The sequence below is a fragment of the Helicobacter pylori genome, from assembly GCF_017594925.1.
GTDB classification, from domain to species: domain Bacteria; phylum Campylobacterota; class Campylobacteria; order Campylobacterales; family Helicobacteraceae; genus Helicobacter; species Helicobacter pylori_DP.
In genome coordinates, this window is sequence record NZ_JAALNT010000015.1 from 1 (window position 1) to 24,982 (window position 24,982).

General features: G+C 37.5%; 23 protein-coding genes and 2 pseudogenes. 6 read left to right on the forward strand and 19 right to left on the reverse strand.

Annotated features, from left to right (window positions below; all coding sequences use genetic code 11):
- The 4 genes and pseudogenes from cagY to cag5 all read left to right on the forward strand — a co-directional run.
- Positions 1 to 1,749, forward strand: a pseudogene (cagY, locus tag G6069_RS05955) (type IV secretion system apparatus protein CagY); the annotation flags it as partial.
- Between the two features lie 134 nt (positions 1,750 to 1,883).
- The gene (cagZ, locus tag G6069_RS05960) at positions 1,884 to 2,483 is read left to right on the forward strand and encodes a cag pathogenicity island translocation protein CagZ (protein WP_000418833.1); all 600 of its coding nucleotides are present in this window, start codon (positions 1,884 to 1,886) and stop codon (positions 2,481 to 2,483) included.
- A gap of 4 nt (positions 2,484 to 2,487) precedes the next feature.
- Entirely contained in the window at positions 2,488 to 3,480 is a 993-nt protein-coding gene (gene virB11 / locus G6069_RS05965; RefSeq protein WP_181228997.1) for a cag pathogenicity island type IV secretion system ATPase VirB11, read from the forward strand.
- A gap of 8 nt (positions 3,481 to 3,488) precedes the next feature.
- Positions 3,489 to 5,735: a VirD4 family type IV secretion system ATPase Cag5 gene (gene cag5, locus G6069_RS05970; RefSeq protein ID WP_197293682.1), complete on the forward strand. Its 2,247-nt coding sequence runs from the start codon at positions 3,489 to 3,491 to the stop codon at positions 5,733 to 5,735.
- Between the two features lie 9 nt (positions 5,736 to 5,744).
- Here the strand turns inward: cag5 and G6069_RS08055 are convergent, their stop codons facing one another.
- The 7 genes and pseudogenes from G6069_RS08055 to G6069_RS05995 all read right to left on the reverse strand — a co-directional run.
- Entirely contained in the window at positions 5,745 to 5,870 is a 126-nt protein-coding gene (locus G6069_RS08055; protein WP_269434575.1) for a hypothetical protein, read from the reverse strand.
- Positions 5,871 to 6,208: 338 nt separating this feature from the next.
- Positions 6,209 to 6,718: a VirB1 family T4SS lytic transglycosylase Cag4 gene (cag4, locus tag G6069_RS05975; RefSeq protein ID WP_000462186.1), complete on the reverse strand. Its 510-nt coding sequence runs from the start codon at positions 6,716 to 6,718 to the stop codon at positions 6,209 to 6,211.
- A 9-nt stretch (positions 6,719 to 6,727) separates the two neighbouring features.
- Complete coding sequence (gene cag3 / locus G6069_RS05980) at positions 6,728 to 8,173, reverse strand: type IV secretion system outer membrane cap subunit Cag3 (protein ID WP_197293683.1); 1,446 nt, start codon at positions 8,171 to 8,173, stop codon at positions 6,728 to 6,730.
- The gene (locus G6069_RS05985; protein WP_197293684.1) at positions 8,166 to 8,825 is read right to left on the reverse strand and encodes a cag pathogenicity island protein; all 660 of its coding nucleotides are present in this window, start codon (positions 8,823 to 8,825) and stop codon (positions 8,166 to 8,168) included. Before G6069_RS05985 ends, cag3 begins: the two co-directional genes overlap by 8 nt.
- Positions 8,794 to 8,952 (reverse strand): cag pathogenicity island protein, encoded by a 159-nt coding sequence (locus G6069_RS08125; protein ID WP_097692370.1) that lies wholly within the window; start codon positions 8,950 to 8,952, stop codon positions 8,794 to 8,796. Before G6069_RS08125 ends, G6069_RS05985 begins: the two co-directional genes overlap by 32 nt.
- A 15-nt stretch (positions 8,953 to 8,967) precedes the next feature.
- Positions 8,968 to 9,315, reverse strand: a complete 348-nt coding sequence (gene cag1 / locus G6069_RS05990) for a cag pathogenicity island protein Cag1 (RefSeq protein WP_021176263.1) — start codon at positions 9,313 to 9,315, stop codon at positions 8,968 to 8,970.
- Positions 9,316 to 9,419: 104 nt separating this feature from the next.
- Positions 9,420 to 9,611: pseudogene (locus G6069_RS05995) on the reverse strand (transposase); the annotation flags it as partial.
- 51 nt (positions 9,612 to 9,662) lie between these two features.
- On the opposite strand from G6069_RS05995, the gene G6069_RS06000 reads away from it, so the two are divergent.
- Positions 9,663 to 10,517: an HP0519 family Sel1-like repeat protein gene (locus G6069_RS06000; RefSeq protein WP_197293686.1), complete on the forward strand. Its 855-nt coding sequence runs from the start codon at positions 9,663 to 9,665 to the stop codon at positions 10,515 to 10,517.
- Positions 10,518 to 10,600: 83 nt separating this feature from the next.
- Here G6069_RS06000 and csd6 read toward each other — a convergent pair whose 3' ends face one another.
- From csd6 to G6069_RS06030, 6 genes are all read right to left on the reverse strand, one after another.
- Entirely contained in the window at positions 10,601 to 11,593 is a 993-nt protein-coding gene (csd6, locus tag G6069_RS06005) for a cell shape-determining L,D-carboxypeptidase Csd6 (RefSeq protein ID WP_147777841.1), read from the reverse strand.
- Entirely contained in the window at positions 11,590 to 12,495 is a 906-nt protein-coding gene (gene era / locus G6069_RS06010; RefSeq protein WP_197293687.1) for a GTPase Era, read from the reverse strand. The genes csd6 and era overlap by 4 nt, the downstream gene beginning before the upstream one ends.
- Complete coding sequence (gene hslU / locus G6069_RS06015; protein ID WP_197293688.1) at positions 12,495 to 13,826, reverse strand: ATP-dependent protease ATPase subunit HslU; 1,332 nt, start codon at positions 13,824 to 13,826, stop codon at positions 12,495 to 12,497. Before hslU ends, era begins: the two co-directional genes overlap by 1 nt.
- Complete coding sequence (hslV, locus tag G6069_RS06020; protein ID WP_000461008.1) at positions 13,826 to 14,368, reverse strand: ATP-dependent protease subunit HslV; 543 nt, start codon at positions 14,366 to 14,368, stop codon at positions 13,826 to 13,828. The genes hslU and hslV overlap by 1 nt, the downstream gene beginning before the upstream one ends.
- A gap of 3 nt (positions 14,369 to 14,371) precedes the next feature.
- Complete coding sequence (rplI, locus tag G6069_RS06025) at positions 14,372 to 14,821, reverse strand: 50S ribosomal protein L9 (protein WP_001966075.1); 450 nt, start codon at positions 14,819 to 14,821, stop codon at positions 14,372 to 14,374.
- A 63-nt stretch (positions 14,822 to 14,884) separates the two neighbouring features.
- Entirely contained in the window at positions 14,885 to 16,987 is a 2,103-nt protein-coding gene (locus G6069_RS06030) for a DUF262 and DUF1524 domain-containing protein (protein ID WP_197293689.1), read from the reverse strand.
- A gap of 136 nt (positions 16,988 to 17,123) precedes the next feature.
- Here G6069_RS06030 and glnA point away from each other — a divergent pair, with 136 nt between their 5' ends.
- A complete protein-coding gene (gene glnA, locus G6069_RS06035; protein ID WP_120904743.1) occupies positions 17,124 to 18,569 on the forward strand; it encodes a type I glutamate--ammonia ligase in 1,446 nt (481 codons plus the stop codon).
- Between the two features lie 269 nt (positions 18,570 to 18,838).
- Here glnA and G6069_RS06040 read toward each other — a convergent pair whose 3' ends face one another.
- The 6 genes from G6069_RS06040 to csd3 form a co-directional block, all read right to left on the reverse strand.
- Positions 18,839 to 19,009 carry an urease-enhancing factor gene (locus G6069_RS06040; RefSeq protein ID WP_197293690.1) on the reverse strand — a complete coding sequence of 57 codons (171 nt, stop codon included), beginning with the start codon at positions 19,007 to 19,009 and terminating at the stop codon, positions 18,839 to 18,841.
- 430 nt (positions 19,010 to 19,439) lie between these two features.
- Positions 19,440 to 20,204 carry a 4-hydroxy-tetrahydrodipicolinate reductase gene (gene dapB / locus G6069_RS06045; RefSeq protein WP_197293691.1) on the reverse strand — a complete coding sequence of 255 codons (765 nt, stop codon included), beginning with the start codon at positions 20,202 to 20,204 and terminating at the stop codon, positions 19,440 to 19,442.
- Between the two features lie 22 nt (positions 20,205 to 20,226).
- On the reverse strand, positions 20,227 to 21,606 hold the full coding sequence (gene glcD, locus G6069_RS06050) for a glycolate oxidase subunit GlcD (protein ID WP_197293692.1): 1,380 nt from the start codon (positions 21,604 to 21,606) through the stop codon (positions 20,227 to 20,229).
- Positions 21,607 to 21,610: 4 nt separating this feature from the next.
- Positions 21,611 to 22,963, reverse strand: a complete 1,353-nt coding sequence (pgbA, locus tag G6069_RS06055; protein WP_197293693.1) for a plasminogen-binding protein PgbA — start codon at positions 22,961 to 22,963, stop codon at positions 21,611 to 21,613.
- 10 nt (positions 22,964 to 22,973) lie between these two features.
- Positions 22,974 to 23,600, reverse strand: a complete 627-nt coding sequence (locus G6069_RS06060; protein WP_197293694.1) for an NUDIX hydrolase — start codon at positions 23,598 to 23,600, stop codon at positions 22,974 to 22,976.
- A complete protein-coding gene (gene csd3 / locus G6069_RS06065; RefSeq protein ID WP_197293695.1) occupies positions 23,600 to 24,820 on the reverse strand; it encodes a peptidoglycan DD-metalloendopeptidase Csd3 in 1,221 nt (406 codons plus the stop codon). Before csd3 ends, G6069_RS06060 begins: the two co-directional genes overlap by 1 nt.
- Positions 24,821 to 24,982: the final 162 nt, after the last annotated feature.

Here is a 24,982-nt window from a genome sequence, read left to right on the forward strand (position 1 = left end):
AAAAAAAGCGTTAAGGCTTATTTAGACTGCGTTTCAAGAGCTAGGAATGAAAAAGAGAAACAAGAATGCGAGAAATTGCTCACCCCTGAAGCGAGGAAATTTTTAGAGAAAGAACTCCAACAAAAAGATAAAGCGATAAAAGATTGCTTGAAGAACGCCGATCCTAACGACAGAGCGGCTATTATGAAGTGTTTGGATGGTTTGAGCGATGAAGAGAAGCTCAAATACCTGCAAGAAGCTAGAGAAAAGGCTGTTGCGGATTGTTTGGCTATGGCTAAAACCGATGAAGAAAAAAGGAAATGCCAAAACCTTTATAGCGATTTGATCCAAGAAATCCAAAATAAAAGGACACAAAACAAACAAAATCAATTGAGTAAAACAGAAAGGTTGCATCAAGCAAGCGAGTGCTTGGATAACTTAGATGACCCTACTGATCAAGAAGCCATAGAGCAATGTTTAGATGGCTTGAGCGATAGCGAAAGGGCGCTAATTCTAGGAATCAAACGACAAGCTGATGAAGTGGATCGGATTTATAGCGATCTAAGAAGCCGCAAAACCTTTGATAACATGGCGGCTAAAGGTTATCCATTGTTACCAATGGATTTCAAAAATGGCGGCGATATTGCCACTATTAACGCCACTAATGTTGATGCGGACAAAATAGCTAGCGATAATCCTATTTATGCTTCCATAGAGCCTGATATTACCAAGCAATACGAAACAGAAAAAACCATTAAGGATAAGAATTTAGAAGCTAAATTGGCTAAGGCTTTAGGTGGTAATAAAAAAGATGACGATAAAGAAAAAAGTGAAAAATCCACAGCAAAAGCTAAAGCAGAAAGCAATAAGATAGACAAAGATGTCGCAGAAACTGCCAAGAATATCAGTGAAATCGCTCTTAAGAACAAAAAAGAAAAGAGTGGGGAATTTGTAGATGAAAATGGTAATCCCATTGATGACAAAAATAAAGCAGAAAAACAAGATGAAACAAGCCCTGTCAAACAGGCCTTTATAGGCAAGAGTGATCCCACATTTGTTTTAGCGCAATACACTCCCATTGAAATCACTCTGACTTCTAAAGTAGATGCCACTCTCACAGGTATAGTGAGTGGGGTTGTAGCCAAAGATGTATGGAACATGAACGGCACTATGATCTTACTAGACAAAGGCACTAAGGTGTATGGGAATTATCAAAGCGTGAAAGGTGGCACACCCATTATGACACGCTTAATGATAGTCTTTACTAAAGCCATTACGCCTGATGGTGTGATAATACCTCTAGCAAACGCTCAAGCAGCAGGCATGTTGGGTGAAGCAGGGGTAGATGGCTATGTGAATAATCACTTCATGAAGCGCATAGGCTTTGCTGTGATAGCAAGCGTGGTTAATAGTTTCTTGCAAACCGCGCCTATCATAGCCCTAGATAAACTCATAGGCCTTGGCAAAGGCAGAAGTGAAAGGACACCTGAGTTTAATTACGCTTTGGGTCAAGCTATCAATGGTAGTATGCAAAGTTCAGCTCAGATGTCTAATCAAATTCTAGGGCAACTGATGAATATCCCCCCAAGTTTTTACAAAAACGAGGGCGATAGTATTAAGATTCTCACAATGGACGATATTGATTTTAGTGGCGTGTATGATGTTAAAATTACCAACAAATCTGTGGTAGATGAAATTATCAAACAAAGCACCAAAACTTTGTCTAGAGAACATGAAGAGATCACCACAAGCCCCAAAGGTGGCAATTGATTCAAGAGAAAGGATAAAATATATTCATGTTATTAAACTCGGTTCTTTACAAAATAAAAGACAAAACCAACTAGGCTCTTCTAGAGGATATAGTGGCGGAAAAAACCAAGCAAAAACAATGAAAGGAAACAGCAATGGAACTAGGTTTCAATGAAACAGAAAGACAAAAGATCTTAGATAGCAATAGTTCTCTTATAAGAAATGCGAATGAAGTAAGGGATAAGTTTATTCAAAATTACGCCACTTCTTTAAAAGATAGCAACGATCCACAAGATTTTTTGAGAAGAGTTCAAGAGTTAAGAATCAATATGCAAAAGAATTTTATTAGTTTTGATACTTATTACAACTATTTAAACAACCTTGTGTTAGCCAGTTACAATCGCTGCAAACAAGAAAAGACTTTTGCAGAAAGCACGATCAAAAATGAACTAACGCTTGGAGAGTTTGTTGCAGAAATTTCTGACAACTTCAATAATTTCATGTGTGATGAAGTGGCAAGAATTTCAGACCTAGTGGCTTCTTATCTGCCAAGAGAGTATTTACCGCCATTCATAGATGGCAATATGATGGGCGTGGCGTTTCAGATTCTAGGGATAGATGATTTTGGGAGAAAGCTCAATGAGATTGTCCAAGATATAGGGACTAAATATATCATTTTGAGCAAAAATAAGACTTATCTCACTTCTTTAGAAAGGGCTAAATTGATAACCCAGTTAAAATTAAATTTGGAATAAGAACATGACTGAAGACAGATTGAGTGCAGAAGATAAAAAATTTCTAGAAGTAGAAAGAGCTTTAAAAGAAGCGGCATTAAATCCTCTAAGGCATGCTACTGAAGAACTTTTTGGTGATTTTTTAAAAATGGAAAATATCACTGAGATTTGTTACAATGGGGACAAGGTTGTATGGGTTTTAAAAAATAATGGCGAATGGCAACCGTTTGATGTGAGAAACAAGAAAGCCTTTAGCTTATCTCGTTTAATGCATTTCGCTCGATGTTGTGCAAGCTTCAAGAAAAAAACAATAGACAACTATGAAAATCCTATTTTGAGTAGCAATTTAGCGAATGGTGAAAGGGTGCAGATTGTCCTTTCCCCTGTTACAGTTAATGATGAAACCATTTCCATATCCATAAGGATACCTAGCAAAACAACCTACCCTCATAGCTTTTTTGAAGAACAAGGTTTTTATAATCTACTAGACAACAAAGAACAAGCGATCAGCGCGATTAAAGATGGTATTGCTATTGGCAAGAATGTGATTGTTTGTGGTGGCACAGGAAGCGGTAAAACGACTTATATCAAAAGCATCATGGAGTTTATCCCCAAAGAAGAAAGGATCATATCCATTGAAGACACCGAAGAGATCGTATTCAAACACCACAAGAACTACACGCAGCTTTTTTTTGGTGGGAATATCACCTCCGCTGATTGCTTAAAGTCATGTTTGAGAATGCGGCCTGATAGAATCATTTTAGGGGAACTCAGAAGCAGTGAGGCATACGATTTTTATAATGTGCTTTGTAGCGGCCATAAAGGCACGCTAACCACTCTACATGCAGGGAGCAGTGAAGAAGCGTTTATCCGTTTAGCTAACATGAGTTCATCTAATAACGCAGCAAGGAATATCAAGTTTGAAAGTCTTATTGAGGGCTTTAAAGATTTAATTGATATGATTGTCCATATCAACCACCACAAACAGTGTGATGAATTTTATATCAAACACAGGTAGTAGACACAATGGAAGACTTTTTGTATAACATCTTATATTTCATAGAGGATTATAAGTTGGTTGTTATTTTTAGTTTCATAGGGTTAATAGCGTTATTTTTCCTCTACAAATTCATAAAAACTCAAAAAAAGGTTTTTAAAGATAAAGCTAATCAGCCTCAAAAGAAAAAAAGTTTTAAAGAAATCATTATAGATGGGCTAAAAGAAAGGGTTAAAACCTTTGGCTTTTGGTTGCAAGCTATACTATTACTATCCTATTCTTTTATCACATCAGGGTTATTTTTCTTGATCCTCTTAGGTAATTTTTATGATGATAATAAATTGCCTGAGAGTGATGATGATCTTTTTGATATATGGATCTATGCGATACAAGATTTTCCTGCATACTATTTTAAGGCGCTCACTTTTAGCTCACTCAAGATTTATGGGTTCAATATATCCTTAGTCGTATATAGTTCTATTTTATGCTCTTATATCTTCATTACCTTTTTTGTGTGGTTCTTAAAATACTTAACTCGGACTAGAGATATAGGAGCGAATAAAAAAGTTGATGATCTCTTTGGTAGCGCGAGTTGGGAAACTGAAGAGAAAATGATCAAAGCCAAGCTTATCACACCCAATAATAAAAAACGCGCCTTTGACAAACGAGAGGTTATTGTAGGCAGGCGTGGCTTGGGGGATTTTATCGCTTATGCAGGACAGGCGTTCATTGGCTTGATTGCCCCTACTAGAAGCGGTAAAGGTGTGGGTTTCATCATGCCCAATATGATCAATTATCCTCAAAATATCGTTGTGTTTGATCCTAAAGCTGACACTATGGAGACTTGCGGAAAAATCAGAGAAAAACGCTTCAACCAAAAAGTGTTCATCTATGAACCTTTCTCCTTAAAAACACACCGATTTAATCCTTTCGCTTACGTGGATTTTGGTAATGATGTGGTTTTGACCGAAGACATACTCTCTCAAATTGACACACGCCTAAAAGGGCATGGCATGGTGGCTAGTGGAGGGGATTTTTCCACTCAAATCTTTGGATTGGCAAAGCTCGTGTTCCCTGAAAGACCTAATGAAAAAGATCCTTTTTTTAGCAATCAAGCACGAAATCTTTTTGTCATCAATTGCAATATTTATAGGGATCTCATGTGGACTAAAAAGGGGCTTGAGTTTGTCAAAAGAAAAAAAATCATCATGCCTGAAACCCCTACGATGTTTTTCATAGGTTCTATGGCAAGCGGTATCAACTTGATTGATGAAGACACAAACATGGAAAAAGTCGTGTCTCTGATGGAATTTTTTGGAGGTGAAGAAGATAAGAGTGGCGACAATCTAAGAGCGCTTAGTCCTGCTACTAGAAACATGTGGAATAGCTTCAAGACAATGGGCGGCGCTAGAGAAACTTATAGCTCGGTTCAAGGGGTATATACTTCAGCCTTTGCACCTTACAATAACGCCATGATTAGAAATTTCACGAGCGCTAATGATTTTGATTTCAGGCGTTTAAGGATCGATGCAGTGAGTATTGGTGTGATCGCTAATCCTAAAGAAAGCACTATTGTTGGACCGATATTAGAGCTGTTTTTCAACGTGATGATTTATAGCAATTTGATTCTGCCAATCCATGATCCACAATGCAAAAGAAGTTGCTTGATGCTCATGGACGAATTCACTTTGTGTGGCTATTTAGAGACCTTTGTTAAAGCGGTAGGGATCATGGCAGAATACAACATGCGCCCCGCTTTTGTGTTTCAAAGTAAGGCGCAACTAGAGAATGACCCCCCACTTGGTTATGGTAGGAATGGCGCTAAGACTATTTTAGACAACCTTTCTTTGAATATGTATTATGGGATCAACAACGATAACTACTATGAACACTTTGAAAAACTTTCTAAGGTGTTAGGGAAATACACAAGACAAGATGTGAGCCGAAGCATTGATGATAATACAGGTAAGACCAACACTTCTATCAGCAACAAGGAACGGTTTTTGATGACCCCTGATGAATTGATGACTATGGGCGATGAGCTTATCATTCTAGAGAACACGCTCAAACCCATCAAATGCCACAAGGCGCTTTACTATGATGATCCATTCTTCACCGATGAGCTCATTAAGGTAAGTCCAAGCTTGAGCAAAAAATACAAATTGGGGAAAGTGCCTAATCAGGCAACATTCTATGATGATTTGCAAGCCGCTAAAACCAGAGGTGAATTGAGTTATGATAAATCTTTAGTGCCTGTGGGTTCAAGCGAACTGTGATTTTAATTTCTAATCATTAGTTTCGTTTTGGAAATCTTTCAAGATCAGATCAGGTGCTTCTTTGCTAAAAAAATAATCTTTGTCTTGCATGAAGCGTTTGAGTTTTCCTATATCTTTAATGGAATTTTCACTCATCAAAAGCTTGTGTGTTCTTTGATTTGCTAGCCATCGCTTTTATTGGATTGCTGCATGTGCTAGATTAAAATTCATCAATCCATTTTTACAGCACCTATGCCCAGAGAAAATGGCATGAATTGGAAGAATTCTTACGCTATATGTCTTTATAAGGAAAGCAAAAGCCTATTCCAAAAAATAAAAAGACAAAATATCTTAATAAAAAGAAGCAAAATATATTTTAGAAAAATTAAAAGATAATGATGTAAATGATATTATTATAAATTCATAAGATAGGAGAAGTGTATCACCAAGATTGCTTGTAAAAATTACAAAGATTCAAAAATAGTTAGTATGCTCTACTCGTTGTAACGCACTTGAGAATAAATGCAGCGAAACTTCTTCACATAAGTGCCATTAGGGTTGTGTTTCATTCCCCCATTATAAGCGCCTATTGCCATTTCCACTAATTGATACACGCTTTTGTTGGGGTGTTTTTGTTTGTAATAATCAAAATTTTCTTTTAAAATTTGTTTGGCTAATTGGATCGCAAAATCCACATCGTTTAACAATTTGGTTTTGAGGAGCGTTTTAGAATAGGTAGGATAGAATTTTTTAGCGGTGTTTAAAGTGATATGAAACATGGAATAAGAAGTGTCTTTTGTGGAAATTTCGCGCTTGTTGTTCAACCCTAGAGAGCTTTCTAACAAAGCGATAGAAATAAGCGTTCTGCACACCACTTCATTGTTGCAACCTTTTTGATGGATATGGATAAGATTTTCATACTGCTTGAAACTAATGGTTACCTTTTGGCATGGATAGGCTAAGGAATTAAGAAGCAAAGTCAGACCAATCCATTTCTCAAACAAAACTTTAACTTACTTTGAATCTTTCAGTAACGCTTTTTGTAACTTCTGCTTGTCGTATTTGAGCTTGTCCTTTAGAGGTGAGAGCAGATTTTGAACACTCTCATAACCACACAGCATTCCCTCTTTATAGGGGTCGTTTTTGATTTTTGCATAGAGGCTAATGCCATTAGCGTAACACAAGCCGTTAGACTTGATGTAGTAGCTTTTGATTTCTTCTTCTAAGTTCCTCAAGTCATTAGGGTTGATGGGCGATTTTTTGCTGTAAGAATTTTCACTGATCAAAGTCCCCTCATAGCTTCTTTTGATCGTGGTCTCCTTATCCACTAATAACCCATTATAGTTCTCTTTTTCTTTGACAACTCTCATTGTTTCATCAGAATTACTTGTTTGAGGAGAAACAGGCACTTCCACTACTCTAGGTTTCTTAGCGTTTTTCTTTTTCAACTCTGCTTCTAAAGCTTTTAGTTTCTTTTGATTTTCTAAGTCTTTGAGCTTATATTTAGCCAATTCAGCCTCTTGTTTTTCTTTTTCTGCTAAGAGTTTCTTTTCCCTCTCTTCTTCATTGGCTATGAGTTGGGAGTTAGCGATTAGCTCTTCTATGAACTTCTCTTTGCTGTTTTCAGGAGCGGTTTGGGTGGCATAAGGTGATGGTTGGGCCTCATTGGCGTTATTTGTCTCTTTTAGTCTATACAAGCTATAAGGAGCAACGATATTGGGTTTTTGAGTAACGCTATCGCTAGTGGGCATAGCTACCATCTCATCTCTTAGGGGCGAACACACTTCATCATTAGGTCTGCAGATCACATCGTTAGCGTAATTGAAATACATTTTCTTTTGTTGTTCAAAAAGCTTATTCTCATCAATTGACGCTCCCTTATCAAGCGTGTGGGCATTAGGATCGCTTCTTTTTGGCACTCTTAAAAAAGTCGCTTGGGCATAAGGCATGTTCTCATTGATTTTTAACACAAACTTAGCGTTTCGTTTGTTGAGCGCTTTTAGAATGTTGTAATACCCATTGACTTGTTCTAACGAACCTGTGATGATGATGAGATCCGCATAAGTCCCCATTGCTCTTGTTTTGATAATGGGGTTTTCTATGGATAAATAGTTGTTGTAATCCAATAGATCCATAGCGTAGAGATAAGTTTTGTCTTTCAAAGCGCTATTACCAAACCAATCCCCAAAGCTTTTGTCATTCACATTCAAGGTGTCGTATATATCAAAAAGCGCTTGAGTTTTTGTGTCATCAACAGAGACATATTGAGGTTTCTTATTATCAGGGATCTGTTGGCGCTGTTTAGCTTCTTTTTTGAGGCGTTTAGCCTCTTTCTTGGTCTCTTTAGTTTCTTTAGTGGCCTTAATGACCTTATCGGCTTCACTTATTTCTTTAGCATAAAGAGCGTTGGAGATTAGTAAGCCTATGAGCGATACAGAGATTGCTAGTTTTCTAAACATTGGTTTCCTTTTTTTTCAGATTGATATAGAGACAAAATTCCATTGCATTTAAGATAAGTGATATAGCTGTAAAAAACTCATTGTTTTTGAAATTCTTTTTTCTTTTCATTAACCTGTTGCATTTGAGACATTTAAGATCTTGTGAATCCATACTAGCAGTCCATTTGCACTTATGATAATTTTTACATCCTAAGAAAAAAGAATTTTCTTTAATATTAGCTTTTACACCAGCCAAAATGAAACGCTCAAGGCGTTTGATTTTTTGCTTTTCAATCTTATTAAGCAATTCTTTTTTTTCTTTTTCTAAATCTTTTTTTCGTTCGTTTTGTTTTGCAAGATCGATAAAGTAAAACTTCCTATTGCAATTCTTACAAGCGTAAGCTCCTCCCCTACCACTTTCTACTTTTTCCATTATGGGCGTGTTTTCACAATGCAAGCAGACCATTTTCATTGAGCCATTTATTTCTCGTAAAACGCCCTTAAAGTCGCCTTTATTTACACAATTAGAGCAACCATAAAATGAGACACCATTCAATTCTCTTTGTATCATTTTAGGTGTGTTACAAACAAGACAAATCAAATATTCTCTGACTCTCTTAATATTAAACTTAGAAAAATTATTACTCACATTGTAACTCGTAGCTAGACTCATATTGCAAATAACTACTCTTAAATCTAAAAAAAGAATTTATAGGTTGCTTGTTTAGGTCATGCAGTGAGTAACAAACCACTAGAACACCTAAATTTTTGAAATTTTCTCTTATTCTTTCTTTAGTCAGAATCGTTGTTTTACCTCAGTCTTTATTCTCTTTAGCTTCAGTTGGTCCGTTGGTAACGCTTGTTGCTTGAGATTTTTGGGTTTCGTTATTGACAGTTGTTGCCACTTTAGGTTGTTTTTTGGACAATTTTTCAATTAATTTCACTAAGTTGATATTAGAAAAAGACAAAAAGATTCCTATTGCGACAAAGATTATCCCAACAATCCCCATAGCACCGCTCAAGACACAACATAAAACCCCTGCTCCAATGAGACCTAATGAATCATAGCGCTTATCAGTCAAATTGTTTTTGAAAAAATTTACAAAAGCATTTGGTTTCTTTGTTTCGTGGGTTGTTTCAGTTGTATTGATTGTGTCAGCCATAGTGTTACCTCCATCAAGGTATATTCTCAATTTGTTACTATGAAACAAATTCATGCTATTATAGCAAAAAATATAAAACCATCTCCCTATTGCTTGTTGCCATTATTATGCTGTTGTTTGTAGTCTAAAAAAGAGATGATTTGATAGAATGAAGCGTTTAAGTTAGATCGGTTAAGCTTGCTCTTTTGTTTGACATTTTTAAGTTTAGCTTTGAGTTTAGCTCTTTTAGTCTTGTTCTTTACTTGCAATTCTTCAACTGCTATCCATTCAAATTGCTTTGAAAGTTCGCTTGTGATCTAGCTAGAAAGACAAGCTAAAGAATGGCTCAAATTGTAAAAGGATCTGACATGTTTGAAGATTTTTATCGCACCACCCTCTCTTTTTTAAAGCCTTTATTGCTTTTACTAGTTTTATTGTTGCCGTTTTCGCTTTGTATAGCTGATGAATATATTAGCATCAGTGATGATTGGGATGAAAGGGCGCGAAATCAATGGGATGAAATTGCGCGAAATCATAAGACATATTATTTTGAAAATGGTTTAGACCATTTTAATCAAGGCCAATACAAACAAGCCTTTAAAGATTTTAAATTGGCGCAAGAATACAGCATTGGGCTTGGCAGCGTTTATTTAGCCAAAATGTATTTGGAGGGAAAGGGCGTGAAAGTGGATTACAAAAAAGCGCAATTCTATGCACAAAACGCTATCAAAGGGTATGGGAGCGGGTTGTTAGGGGGTGCTCTTATTTTAGGACGCATGCAAGCGCAAGGCTTAGGGATGAAAAAGGATTTGAAACAAGCGCTTAAGACTTACAGGCATGTGGTTCGCATGTTTTCTAATAAAAGCACAAATTATTTTGCTAACAATTTTAGATTACCAAACCTTGCGTTCACTAGTATGCTTATTGGATCGCGATTCATTGATCTTTCAGGTTTGAGCGCGAATCCTATAAAATTTGGAAAGAAGTTTGGAATACTTGTTATGAAATCCACTCAAATCAAAGATAAGACACTTCTTTGGGAAGATATTGCTGAAATTTCAAGCAATATTACTTTACTCAAACAACAAATGGGGGAGATCCTTTATAGAATTGGGATCGCTTATAAAGAAGGGCTTGGCACTAGAAAGAAAAAGGACAGGGCTAAAAAATTCTTGCAAAAATCCGCAGAATTTGGCTATGAAAAAGCCATGGAAGCTCTGTAGTTTTTAATCAAACTTGTATCAAAGCTTTAAGGATTAGAAAAATCCGCTTAAATTATCCTAATTAAAACAAAGCCCTATTTTTCTTATTTTTCCATTATAATAGACGCTTGATCGTTTTCAATCTCTATATAGAGTTCTTTTTGAGAATTGGAGCTATAAGAGAGTTTGTTATGCTGATAGGCCTTATAATCTTGGTCAAATACCACATAAAACAAGCGTTTGTTTTGAGAGTTGGGGTAAGGGATCACATTAATAGAAGAAAAAGCGATATTCTTTTTTTCATTTTTTGCAAACACCCTTTTTTTATACTCTTTAAAAGCGTTGAATTTCATGCCGTCATAGCGAGTGAAATCGGGGTTATAAAAACGCATGTAGCGTTCAAAATCGCCCCTAGCCCAAGCTTCTTTCCATTGGAAAAGGGAGCTTAAAATCATGCTCAATTCTTCTTTAGTGCTAGGGGAAAACTTGTCTTCATAAGTGATAAGGAACGCTTTTTCGCCTTTCAACACTTTGTCATAAGAGCTTAGAATAGGGTTTTCAATCGCAATGCAACCCTTAGTGTTCAATTCATTCCTATCGCCATTTAAAGGCATTCCATGCACCCAAATGCCATGCCCGGTGCGTTTTTTCAAAGTGTCATACAAATTAGGGTAATTCGTTACAAAAGCCAAAACGCCATAATATTGATCCAAACGCTCTAATTTCTGCGTGATACGATACACTCCAATAGGCGTGGCCAAATCGCCCTCTAAAGTTTTATCGCCCTTTTTAGAGCCTACAAGGGCTTTAGAGCTGTTGATTTTTTTAAGCATGTTATTTTCTATTTCATAAAACTCCAAACTAGGCTTGGATTTATCCGCCACAAATAAAAACTGCTTGTTTTGATAATAGCCAAAATCCGTGTCCTTGTTTTGAAGCTCTCCTGCCCAAAAAGACTTATCCGCTAAATAAGAATCCAGCTTTTGACCCACCACTTCTAAGCCTTGTTTTTGATAAAGGCGCATGATTTCTAACAAACGCTCATCAGCGTTCAATCCCACAAACCCCATTAATAGAGCCGGTAATATTTTTTTCAATCCCTATTCCTTTGATAGATATAGCCCAGTTTTTGCAAGCTCTTTTCTTCCTTACTCCATGATTTTTGAGCGATCACTTGCAAGTTTAAAAAAACCTTTTTTTCGCCCACTTCTTGCATTTTTAATCGCGCGTTAGTCCCGATGCGTTTGATATTCACCCCGTTTTTGCCTATCACGATTTTTTTTTGGCTTTCTTTTTCTACGATAATGTGCGCATACACCTTGTCTATGCGTTCTTCTTCTATAAATTTATCAATCATCACATCGCTTTCATAGGGGATTTCATCGCTCAAAAAATCAAACAAACTCTCCCTAATGATTTCCTTATAAATATCGCGCATTTTTTCATCGCTCATCAAATCCTTTTCAAAAAGCCATGCACTAGGGCTTAAATGCTTACTGATGCATTCTAAAAGCGCGTTTAAATTTTGAGATTTTCTTGCGCTCAAAGGCACTAGATCTAAAAATTGCGATGAATATTTTTGATACTCTTGTAGTTTTTGTAAAACTTGCTTATGCGTGGCTGTGTCAATCTTGCTCAAAGCCAAGATATGGGGTTTTTGGCACAAACTCAAAAACTCTTCATACCCTTTCAAATCATCATGCACAGAAGCCAAAAAAACGCACAATTCAGCATCGCCCATCGCTTTTAAAGCCTGTGAGAGCATGCACTGGTTGAGTAATTTTTCTTGATGATGGAGCCCTGGTGTGTCTAAAAAAATGATTTGGCTCTCATACCCTTCTTTGTCTTTAAAAGGCACGATGCATTTCATCAATTTTCTGGTCGCGTTAGCCTTATGCGAAACAAGGGCTAAACGAGCGTTTAATAAAGTGTTTAAAAGAGTGCTTTTTCCAGCGTTTGGTTTGCCTATAAGAGCTACAAAGCCCGTCTTAGTTTTCATTATAAAATATACTTCACTAAATTTTCATCAGCCACTAAATCCTCTAGCTTGGATTGAACCAATTCTTTAGTGATAGTGATACGTTGCCCTGAATAATCCTCCGCTTCAAAACTAATGTCTTCTAGCACTTTTTCAATGGTGGTGTGCAACCTTCTAGCACCTATGTCTTCGCTTTTTTGATTGGCGTTATAAGAAAGTTTGGCTAACTCTTTGATCGCATCATCTTCAAACGCAATTTCTACGCCTTCCACTTTTAAAAGGGCTTGGTATTGCTTGATGATAGAGGTTTTAGTTTGGGTTAAAATCATATACATGATTTCTTCGGTTAAATTCTCCAACTCCACCCTTAAAGGGAAACGCCCCTGCAATTCAGGGATCAAATCGCTCGGTTTAGAAAGATGAAACGCCCCTGCTGCAATGAATAAAATATGCTCTGTTTTAATAGAGCCATACTTCGTATTCACCACACTCCCCTCTACAATCGGCAACAAATCCCTTTGAACCCCCTCTTTACTGGGATCTTGACGGCTTCCTTCTTTAGAGCTGACAGCGATCTTATCAATTTCATCAATAAAAATCACCCCTGAACTTTCCGCGCGCTTCAAACCTTCCATTTTAATGGCTTCGCCATCTAAAAGCGTGTCGCTAATTTCTGCCTTTAGGGATTCTTTAGCCTCTTTAACGCTTAAAGTTTTTTTGACTTTATCCTGTTCTTTATGGAAAACTTTAATCAAGTTTTCTTGAACCCTTAAAATTTCAGGCGGCACATTAGAATCAATCTCTATGCTTTTTTTACGCACTTCAATTTCAATTTCTCTACTATCCAACTCGCCTTGCGCGATTCTTTGTTGCATTTTTAAAAGGCTGTTAGCGTATTCTTGTTTTTTTTCTTCGCTCACGCCACTAGGCAAGGGGGGTAGGAGTTTTTTAGCGATTTTTTCTATAACCGCCTCTTCAATCTTGTCTTTTAATTTTTCTTTATGCTCATTTTCCACTAAAAGCACGCTGTTATTGACTAAATCCCTTACCATAGACTCCACATCGCGCCCCACAAAACCCACTTCTGTGTATTTGCTCGCTTCCACTTTCACAAAGGGGAGTTTCATGATTTTTGCTATTCGTCTTGCGATTTCAGTTTTACCCACACCAGTAGAGCCAATCATTAAAATGTTTTTAGGCGTGATTTCTTCTTGTAAGGATTTTTCCAGTTGCAAACGCCTGTAACGATTCCTAAAAGCGATAGCGATAGACTTTTTAGCTTCCTTTTGCCCAATGATGTATTCATCTAAATAAGCGACAATTTCTCTTGGGGTCATATTCAATTTAGACATTAAAGCTCCAAAATTTTAATATTCGTGTTGGTGTAAATGCAAAGATCCCCTGCGATTTTTAAGGACTCTTCTACAAGTTTTCTAGGCTCTAAATGAGCGAAATGATCTAAAGCCCTAGCCGCGCTTAAGGCGTAATTCCCCCCACTCCCAATAGCAGCGATCTTATTATCTTCAGCCTCTAAAACATCGCCCGTGCCGCTCAAAATGAAAATGTGATCGAAGTTTAAAACGATCATCATCGCTTCCAATCGGCGTAAATACTTATCTTTGCGCCATTCTTTGCTGAAATCCACCACGCTTTTAAACAAATCCCCTTTTTTGCTCTCTAAAATGCGTTCAAACATATCAAACAAACTAAAAGCGTCCGCGGTGCTTCCGGCAAACCCGCTTAAAACCTGGTTGTGATACAAGCTCCTGATTTTTGTCGCATTGGCTTTGACTACGCAATTACCCAAAGTCACCTGCCCATCGCCTCCAATGAGCGCGAACTTTTTGTTATCAAATTCCCCTCTATAGCCCAAGATCGTCGTCGCTTCAAACATTTTCTACTCAGCCACCACATCAATTTTAAACACGCCCGCAATCCCCAATCCAAGCTTGACTTCAATCTCATAAATCCCTGTGCTTTTAATCGGGTGTTTGAGTTCGATGTCTTTTTTATCTAAATTTAAACTCGCATGCTGCTCTTTCAAACGCTCCGTGATTTCTTCCTTAGTGATCGCTCCAAATAAAGAGCCGTTCGCGCCGACTTTTTTATGGATAGTCAGCGTGATGGTTTGTAAGGTTTCTACCATTTGCAATTTTTGCGCCTTTTCTAGGGCTTCTTTTTCCGCTTTCTTTTTAACTTCGGCTTTGTATTTGTTGATCACTTCGTTAGTGGCGAGTTTGGCTTTTTGGTTAGCGATTAAAAAGTTATTCCCATAGCCATCTTTAACTTCGCACACTTCACCCGCTTTGCCTAAATTTTTCACGTCTTCTAATAATAGAACTTTCATCATATCCCCTTTAAGTTGTAAGTAATTTGTAATTATACTCTTTATTTTGAATAAGTTGGGTTTTTATTGCCTATTCCTACCACCCATCTGTTTTTCTAAAGCCTGTCTGATCAATCCCAAACAATAAGGGATATTCTCTTTTGTTTCTAGTTTGACTTCTATTTCCCCATTCCCCAAATGACCTTTATTAGTCATATCCCTTGCCAGATTTTTTTCGTCTTGCAGTTCATTAAATGGCATATTCAAATACAATTTTAATCCATTTTTTAGCGGGACAATATCCACAAAATTTTTGTCAAACATATAAGAGATATACTCTTGATTAAATTTTTCGGTTATCCTTTCATCAAAAGCTTTAATCTCTTTTCTTAAAATATCAAATAACTCCCTTGAATTAGGGCTAAACTTATAAGAGCTTAAACCATAAGCCTTTTTTTCTTTCTTGTCTTTCTTGGGTTTATATTTCTCTAATGTTTCTGCATCTAGCTTGGGGTAAGTCCAAATCTTTAAAGCCCAATCCGCTAAATCATTAGCTCTTTTTTCAATCTCTTTTTCGCCAAAAGATTCCAAATTTTTTAAACTTTGATTGAGTTTCAACGGACTTTGTTTGAAGCCCTTCTCCATATCTCTTTTTTCTTGGAAAGATTTGTTACTATACTCTTGGTTATAACCGGTTAGAGTGAGATTCCCTATTGTGTGGAGGTATTTATCGTGTATTGCTTGAAAATTTCCACCCAAATCCCTTTCCCATTCTTCCTCGAGTGTTTGAGGCATGATATGCTCAGTAGTGTATTCATGGGCATAAACTCGCTCTTTTCTTTCAAAATTTTCTAACCTTTCAAGAAAGTATTCCCTTTTTTGAAAATTATAAAAATCTATCGTAATAAAAAGCTTTTTAAACTCGTCATTGTTTGGAAATCTTTGTTTTTCTGTCAGATAGACAAAATGCGCCTTTAGGCTTTTAAAATATTCATCTTTTTGGATGTGCTTTGTAAAAGAGGGAAAGACTTTATTGAGACTATTTGTGCCAAGCCCGCACACCGCCCTTCTGCAAATATAGCTCTCTGTTAAATAGATAATAGGGATAAAATCAGCCTTGGATAAAACGCCATCGCTATAATCGCTATAAAGCTCTAGTAGTAGCGGATAGATCACATCCATCTCTAAATCCACCAAAAAACCTAAAGCCTTGTTTAAATCTTTATCGGCTTCTTTTTTGAATACGATCTGGCAAAAATACCCGCAATATTTTTGTAAATCTTTTAATAAATCCTCTGTCTCTATCCCCCTTTCTTGTTGGTAACGCTTGAAAGCTTCATAAACTTTTTTCTCATTGGGAATCTTTCCTGTTTTGATCGTGAGGTAATGCCGGACAAACCGATTAAACAAATCTTTATTTTGTTTAGACGATTTTTTATTTTGTTTAAACAATGTTTCATTTTGTTTAAAATCCTCCTCCATAGCCCTCCAATATTGATTATAAAAGTCTTCCTGTTTTTCAACCTCCGTTTCCATTACGATATAATTTCTGATCAAATCTGTTTGCGTGAGTTCGATACCTTTTGAGTTCATGCTCTCAAAAATAAGTTGAGGATCATCTTTTTCTTTCTTTAAAGCAATCCAAACTATCATGAGTTTTTCTAATCCTTTAAAAATCGTTTCTAGTTTGTCGGTGTTTTCATTGATCCATTTTTCAAATAATTTAAAATTTTCCATTATTTTTAACGAAGGCTCGCTCGGTTTTCTTCTGTCTTTATCAATCAAAGATAACAAGGTGTCTTTATCAGACTCTGATAAGATGAGTCTGAATTTTTTATCGCCTTTCTCATCGCTGTTGATAAGATAGCTCTCCATTTCTTTACACTTAACTTCATCGCTTAAGTGATTCCTTAAAGCGATAAACAAAAGCGTGATAGTAGTGAGCCTTTGTTGGCCGTCAATGATGAGTAATGGGCTAGAGTGCGTATCATCAACTCGCGCATACAAAATAGAACCGATAAAATGCCCATTCATCTTATCATTTCCGCCAATTTTTATAATATCATCCCATAATTGTTCGCATTGTTCCTTTCCCCAACTATACAACCTCTGATAGATGGGAATGACAAATTGATTGTTTTGATTTTCTTCAAAAAATCCTAATAGTGTGGTTGCGTCTGCTTTCATAATAACACTCCTTGATTTAGCGGATTTTACCGCATGCATCTTAATCAAACTTGATACAGATTTTACTTTTTTACCCCATAAATGCTATAATCACCCCTATCAATCAAACTCAATTCATAATAATTAAAGGTGGTTAATGATAGTAAGAACTCAAAATAGTGAAAGCAAGATCAAAGAGTTTTTTGAATTTTGCAAAGAAAATGAAGTGGAATTTGTGGATTTTAGATTCAGCGATATTAAAGGCACTTGGAATCACATCGCTTATTCTTTTGGGGCTTTAACGCATGGCATGTTTAAAGAGGGGATTCCTTTTGATGCGAGTTGTTTTAAAGGCTGGCAAGGCATTGAACACTCTGATATGATTTTAACCCCCGATTTGGTGCGTTATTTCATTGACCCTTTTAGCGCGGATGTGAGCGTGGTCGTGTTTTGCGATGTGTATGATGTGTATAAAAACCAGCCTTATGAAAAATGCCCTAGAAGTATCGCCAAAAAAGCCTTACAACATTTAAAAGATTCAGGTTTGGGCGATGTGGCTTATTTTGGCGCGGAGAATGAATTTTTTATCTTTGATTCCATTAAAATTAAAGACGCTTCCAATTCCCAATACTACGAAGTGGATAGCGAAGAGGGCGAATGGAATCGGGATAGAAGTTTTGAAAATGGCGTGAATTTTGGGCATAGACCGGGCAAGCAAGGGGGCTATTTGCCTGTGCCGCCAACGGATACGATGATGGATATTCGCACTGAAATTGTGAAAGTCTTAAACCAAGTGGGGTTAGAAACTTTTGTCGTCCATCATGAAGTCGCGCAAGCGCAAGGCGAAGTGGGCGTGAAATTTGGGGATTTAGTGGAAGCGGCTGATAATGTCCAAAAACTCAAATATGTGGTTAAAATGGTCGCTCATTTAAATGGGAAAACCGCCACTTTCATGCCAAAACCCCTATATGGGGATAACGGGAGCGGGATGCACACCCATGTGAGCGTTTGGAAAAATAACGAAAACCTTTTTAGCGGCGAAACTTACAAGGGCTTGAGCGAGTTGGCGTTGCATTTTTTAGGGGGTGTGTTGCGCCACGCTAGAGGGTTAGCCGCTTTCACTAACGCTTCTACTAATTCTTACAAACGCCTAATTCCTGGCTATGAAGCCCCATCTATTTTGACCTATTCAGCTAATAACAGGAGCGCGAGCGTGCGTATCCCTTATGGGATTTCTAAAAATAGTGCTAGGTTTGAATTCAGGTTTCCTGACAGCTCATCAAACCCCTACTTGGCTTTTGGGGCTATTTTAATGGCAGGCATGGATGGCGTTAAAAACAAAATGGATCCCGGCGAGGCGATGGATATCAACCTTTTCAAATTGACTTTAGATGAAATTAGGGAAAAAGGTATCAAACAAATGCCCCACACTTTAAGGAGATCGTTAGAAGAAATGCTAGCCGATAAGCAGTATTTAAAAGAAGGTCAGGTCTTTAGCGAAGAATTTATTCAAGCCTATCAGTCTCTTAAATTCAATGCTGAAGTGTTCCCATGGGAGAGCAAGCCCCATCCTTTTGAATTTATCACCACTTATTCATGCTAAAACAATGAGTGGGTTAATAATCCCACTCTAAAAGTTTAGAATAAGGCAAAAATACCTTATTTTTAAAAGAGTGGTTGGAAAAATTGATTTTCTTTGCTTTTTGGATAAGTCTTACTTAACGCTTTTTAATTTTTTAAAAGTGGGGTTTTAGTCGCCTTAATTTAAGATTTTATTTTATGGTAGAAATTTATTTTCTTTAAGGGAACAGAGGGTATCTAAAATAACACCCCTAAAACCCCAACTAAACCCACCTAAAACCCAGTGCCGGTTTATTCAGTGTGGTAAGGGCTACCAAAATCTTTGGGTGTGTGGCGTGCTTCTTTCTCTATAACAGCGTCTTTAATGCAAGCGACATGCAAAGCGTCAAAATAAGTCCCAACGCTAGCGCAACCGCCGAGTAAAGACGCTCCAATAAACATACTATTTCTAATGGTTTTCATTTTATATCCTTTTGTTTTAAAATTTTTAATAACTCAAATACTTTAATCATGCGTCTATGATAGTTAAGATTTATTATGAAACAAAAAGTAAATGAAACTCAAAATAATCACAATAACGCTCTAAATCCAAAACAGAAACGCTACCCTTTGTAATCCTTGATAATTTTTGCTATAATAAAGCCCTAACTAAAATTTCTCCTTTTATTTTAGTTAGGCTCCTTGAATTGAAATTGTAGTAGGGTTTACCACACTTGCCTTGTGTTACTAATCACACAAGGCAAGATTAATTCTTGCAAAATAAACTCTTCCAATACAGCTTAATCGTTAGCAATATCCCTTATAGTATAGTAAAAACCTTTTAGTAAGGCTAAAAAGGGGAAATATTTCATCGTAAAAGCGTGAATTATTTATACAAAAAGAATTAAAACATTCAACCAAACATTTCGCTGATTTCATATTTTTTAGCGGCTTTATCCTTAAGCCACAGAGCCACTTCTAAAGCCCCTTTAGCAAAAATAGATCGGTTAGTCGCCGTATGGCTAAGCTCTATGTATTCGCCCTCTAAATAAAACCCTATCGTGTGCTTCCCGGCGACATCGCCCCCCCTTAAAGCGGCTATGCCAATGCTTTCTTTAGAGCGCAAACCTTCTCTGTGAGTGATTAGGGCGTTTTTTTCATCATACCCCCTAGCCTTAGCACAAGTTTCATACAAACTCAACGCCGTGCCGCTCGGAGCATCTTTTTTGAGATTGTGGTGCGTTTCTATAATTTCAATATCCGCATCTTTTAATTTCAAAGAAGTTAAAAAGGCTAATTGATTGAGCATCATAATCCCAATAGACATGTTGTGTGCATGCAAAAGCGGCGCTTTTAAGGCTAATTGTTGCATTTTTCCTAGCGTTTCTTTTTCTAAACCGGTTGTGCCAGAAACTAAAATTCTAGGGCATTCTAAAAGAGCCTCTAGCAAATTATCCACGCCTTTAGGTAAAGAAAAATCAATCACGCATTCGCAAGCTCTCACAAACGCTTTTAAATCATTGGTTACTAAAGGGGCGTGTGAAAAAGAGCTGAAATCCGTTTCGCATTTTTGCCTGACAAACACGCTAGATAACTCTAATCCCTTATACCCCCCTTTTAATTCTTCTAAAAGCAGTTTCCCTATACGACCGCTCGCTCCATAAACACCGATTTTCATGCGTTTTCCTTGCTTTTAAATCTTACAACCCCATTTTAAAAGGGTTTAAAATATTATTAGGATCAAGGGCTTTTTTAATGTTCCTAAAAAGCTCCATTTCACTATGATTAAACGCTAAAGGCATGAATTTGGCTTTAGACAAGCCTATGCCATGCTCCCCGCTTAAAGTCCCCTCCAAACTAATAGCGGCCTGAAAAATCTCTTCCATAGCCTGATGCCCTTTTTCTAAATCCCTTTTAGGATCTTCTAGCATGATATTCACATGCACATTGCCATCGCCCGTATGCCCAAAGCAAGGGATTTTAAAGCCGTATTTTTGGCTGATTTTGGCGACTTCTTGCAACAAACTCGGCAAACTCGCCCTAGGAACGGTCACGTCTTCATTCAATTTCTTTTTACCATAAACGCTAATACTTTGAGAAGCGTTACGCCTTGAAAACCATAAATCCTGCTCTTCTTGTTCGTTTTGAGCGATCTTAAAATCCACGCACCCATTGGCTTTGAAATGCTTTTCTATCTCATTGAGTTGCCATGCGATCTGCTCTTTAACCACGCCATCCACTTGAGTGATGAGTATCGCTCCAGCGTCTTTGGGCAAGCCTTTAGAAAATCTCTCTTCAACCGCTTTGATACTCAAATTATCCAAAAATTCCATCGCTACAGGCGTAACGCCACTGCTCATTGTCTTATAAACAGCGTTCATGGCGTCTTCAATATGATTAAAAACCCCCATCGCACTTTGTTTTAGGGGCGGTTTGGCTAAAAGCTTTAAGGTGATTTCAGAAATCACGCCCAAACACCCCTCACTAGCGATCATCAGCCCTGCGATATTAAAGCCGGCGACATCTTTGATCGTCTTTTTGCCTGCCCTTATGATTTCACCATTCGCTAAAACCACCCTTAAAGCCATGACATAATCTTTAGTGATGCCGTATTTAGCCGCGCGCATGCCGCCGGCATTTTCAGCGACATTCCCCCCTAAAGTGCTTTGATTCTCGCTCGCTGGATCTGGGGGGTAGAATAAATCCAATTTTTCCACTTCGTTTTGGAAATGCTTGTTAATCACGCCCGGCTCTACTCTAGCGATTAAATTTTTAGTGTCAATCTCTAAAATCTTATCCAAATGCTTTTCTACGCTTAAAACTAGCCCCCCGCTCACGCTCAACGCCCCCCCTGTAAAACCGCTCCCAGCCCCCCTAGGCACAACGATAAGGCGGTGCTCGTTGCAGTATTTTAAAATCTGGCTGATTTCTTGCTCGTTTTTAGGGAAAATCACGCCGCTAGGCAAATGCCTTTCTTTGGTAGCGTCATAGCAATAAGCGTTCAAATGCGCTAAATCAGTGAAAAAATCCTCTCCCCCTACTAGGTTTTTAAAGTATTGGATGTGTTGCTTCTCTAACATGGGCCTACTTCTTATTCATTTCTAAAGCTTTTCTTCTTTCTTCAAGCTCTTTTTCATCTCTTTCTTGATGCTCTCTCGCTCTTTGTTCAAATTCTCTCGCTCTTTGTTCGGCCTTGGCTTTTTTCTTTTCTTCTTTCAAGCGGCGTTTTTCTTCTTTAGAGCTTGGTTTTGGCGCTTCTTTTTTAGCGGCGTTCTCTTTTAAGACAGAAGTATTTTCTGTGTCTTTTGGAGTGGCGTTGTTTTCACTACTTGGCTCATTAGCGGATTCTTGATTGATTTCTTGCTCGTTTTCTTTGGCATTGACTTTTTTATTGCCTTTATCCATTCCTAAAGCTTTTCTTCTTTCTTCAGTCTCTTTTTCGTCTCTTTCATCATGCTCTTTTTCTCTTTCTTCAAATTCCATAGCCTTTTTGGTGGCTTTAGTTTTTTTCCTTTCATCTCTTAAATAGCGCCTTTCTTCTTTGGCGTCAAGTTTTCGCTCTGCTTTTTGGTAGTTTTTCTCTTCTAAAGTGGGAGCGTTTTCTGCACCTTGATTGGCTTTTTTAGGCTCTTTAATGGCTTCTTGCTTGATTTCTCTTTTATTTTCTCTAGCATCAATCCTTTCTTCTTTCTTTTCAATCCTCACTTCTTTTCGTTTTTCTTTTTTCACTAAAGCGTCATAGTAAGCGAAGTAATTTTTAGATTGACTGCCTGAAAAAAGTTTCCCTAGCGTGCCTGCATCAATGCCCTCAACCCTAGAAAAAAACGGCGTGGAAGTTTTAGTAACGCCGCTTGTATCCAGCTCTCTTTTTTCTAAAATTTCAAAACTCTCACAGCTTAAAATATTGAGCGTGTTCGTGGTTACAATATAAATCACCCCCACACTATAAACATTGCACGCTTTCCTTAAATTAGCGATTTTTGGGTCAAACCCGTTCAAAAAAGTAACCAACAAATCAGAACTAATAAAATTAATATCAGTATTAGTCGCTCTGATTTGCTCATAAATTTCATCATTAGGAGCGATCAAAAACGCCTGGTTGTTAAATTGCCTGAAATAGACTAAATCCCCTTTTTTAGCGACCATTCTTGGAGTGGGTAAATGGCTTTGTTTCATCGACTCAAACGCTTTGAATTTAGCCGTTGCGACGCCATTTTCAACAGCAATAATGACCACTTCAGAATTAACGATTTCATAATCTGAAAGTTTAGTAACCACAAAACCAAACTCCCCCACTTTCAAATCATGGGCCGGAAAACGGATGATTTTTTTAGGCAAATCCACAAATTCTATACTCACTCTTAAGGGTTCTTGCCAAGAGGCTGATTGCAAGCTTATAAAACTCATTAAAAGAAGTCCTATCAAAAGCCTTAACATAAAATTCCTTTTAAATATTTTTAAACTTTTTTAAATGCCACAAAATGGCTAAAGACAAGCCGGTGGTTTTAGCGTATTGAAAATCCATTATAAAATCAAGAGCTTTTGATCGCTCTAAAAACAGCACTTCAATCTTTTCTGTATCAATCCCCCCACCCTTTGAAACCTTCAAACCCTCATGCGCTTCAGCGTAATAGAGCGTTTGCAAACTCCCGCTCAACCCGGTCGCGCTATAAAATTGGCCTATGGTTTCTAAGTTTTTAGGGCTAATTTGATAACCGCATTCTTCTAACGCTTCTTCGCAAGCGATTTCTTCTAAACTCTTATTAGCCTTATCCACAAGCCCCGCGCACAATTCATAAGTGTATCCGTCAATCTCATGCTTAAAATGAAAATGGCGTGCATAAATGGCTGGGCGGAATTGTTTCACAATCACAAAACAATCGGATTCTTTTTCATAGAGTAAAACCGCCACGCTGTCTAAAGACTTAATAATATCCCATGTTTTCTTAGTATTCTCTTCATTATAATGCATGCGTTTTAATTCTATGAAATTAGAGCTAGAACAAGGCTCTAAATACACACTAGAATCATCTATTAAAGATTTTTGATTGAAAGCATTCTTAAAATAAGACATTAAAAACCCTCTAAAAGATAAAATGAATTTTTTTCAAAGGAATGGGTTTTAAGAAGTTCTTCTAATTTTTGCTTAGAATGCTGAGCTTTTTCTAAAAAAACCTCTCTTTGTTTGCCATGCAGCTTGCTTTTAGCGGTGCGGATATAGCCTAAAGGATTAATGGGGCGGGAGTTTTTATACACGCCAAAATGCAAATGCGGCCCGGTGCTTAAACCCGTGCTTCCCACTCTGCCTATGATTTGTCCTTTTCTAACGAATGATCCCTTTTTCAACCCCTTAGCAAAAGAACTCATGTGAGCATACACCAAGCGCAATTCATTCAAATGGATTTCAACCACCTTCCCATAACCCGCCTTAACCCCTATAAAACCCACACGGCCGTCTGATGCTGAATGGATCAAACTGCCATGTTTAGCCGCATAATCCACGCCGTAATGAGGCCGTCTGACTTTTAAGACAGGATGGAACCTCCCATAAGAAAAAGGCGAAGAAATGCGGGTGTATTTCACCGGGGTTTCTAGTAAAAACCCTGCCACTTCTTGCGCTTTTGAATCGTAATAACGCCCGTTTGAATGGGAAAAGAGATAGTATTGGTTAGAGCGAGAGCTAACCATTGCCATTTTGATAGTCGGCTGGCCAAACGCTTGCCCCACACGATAATCTCTTGTATAAACGATAGCGATTTTATCGTTTTTCACTAGGCGTTTAAAAGGCACGCTTTTTTTATACGCGTTCATCAATTGGTTGGCTAAAAGGGGGTCATTGGTGGCTTTGACAATATCTTGATAGGGCGAAGTTTGTAAGGAAAGAAGGAGAGTTCTTTCTTTACGAGTGAAAACAATGGGGATAAAGTCTAAAAAATAATCCTCTCCTTTTTTGTAAATATGGATTTGCAAATCCTGGCTAATAGGGATAAGGGCTTGAATGAGCGTGTTGTTTTCATCTCTTAAAGTGTAGTAGGTAACATTGCTTTGGATTTCAGCGCTCAATTCTTTATCTTGAGAGCTTAGGTTGTAGTAGAGTTTTTGGGGGATATGGTTTTTTTCTAAAAACCCTAATAGCGTGAGCTTATCCCACACAAGCCTTTCGCCCACCAATAAAGTTTGCTTTTTAGCCATTCCATCGGCTTTTAAAAGAACCCCATGGGATAAATGGAATAAAAAAGCAACCATTAAAGAATAGGTAAAATTTAAAATAACTTTCTTATGAAAAAATACCATGCAGTCGTTTAATGCCTTCAATCAAATCTGTATTTTATTAGTATAACATAAGCCATTAAAGAAAATTGATACAAGTTTTAAAACCTAGCCTTGTTTTTATAGCTTTATAAAGCGCGTTGTATTGGTACATGGTTATTCCCTATAAACGGGCTTGTTTCGCCT